This is a genomic window from Citrobacter sp. VF227 (assembly GCF_052950715.1).
Genome location: NZ_JBRFVF010000545.1, coordinates 1 through 444, shown reverse-complemented (window position 1 = coordinate 444; position 444 = coordinate 1). Strand labels below are relative to the sequence as shown.

Sequence of the window (444 nt, the reverse complement as noted above, 5' to 3'; positions counted from 1 at the left end):
AACGGCACCGGCGGCCCGTGATGGCGGCCACGTAGGCCCGGGTCTCGGCGGGCAGGCCACCGTCGCCGGCGAGCCACTTGCTGACCCGCGCGGCGCCGCCGTTATAGGCCGCGGCGGCGAGACCCAGATTGCCGAACTGGGTCCTCAGGTCGGCGAGCAGATGGGCCGCGTGCGGGATCGCCTGCTCGGGGTCGAACGGGTCGAGGAGGCCGCGCTCGCGGGCCGTCCCGGGCATGAACTGCGCGACGCCCTGCGCCCCGGCCGGGCTGACGACGCCCACGCGGAAGCTGCTCTCGCGCCAGATCAGGCGTGTCAGGAACGGCACCGGCGGCCCGTGATGGCGGCCACGTAGGCCCGGGTCTCGGCGGGCAGGCCACCGTCGCCGGCGAGCCACTTGCTGACCCGCGCGGCGCCGCCGTTATAGGCCGCGGCGGCGAGACCCAG

1 protein-coding gene is annotated in these 444 nt (G+C 76.1%); it reads right to left on the bottom strand.

Features of this window, described 5'->3' with window-relative positions:
• Window positions 1–325 (bottom strand): lytic transglycosylase domain-containing protein (locus tag ACU8YC_RS27770; RefSeq protein ID WP_446896366.1); only part of this gene is annotated, 325 nt, incomplete at its 3' end.
• Window positions 326–444: the final 119 nt, after the last annotated feature.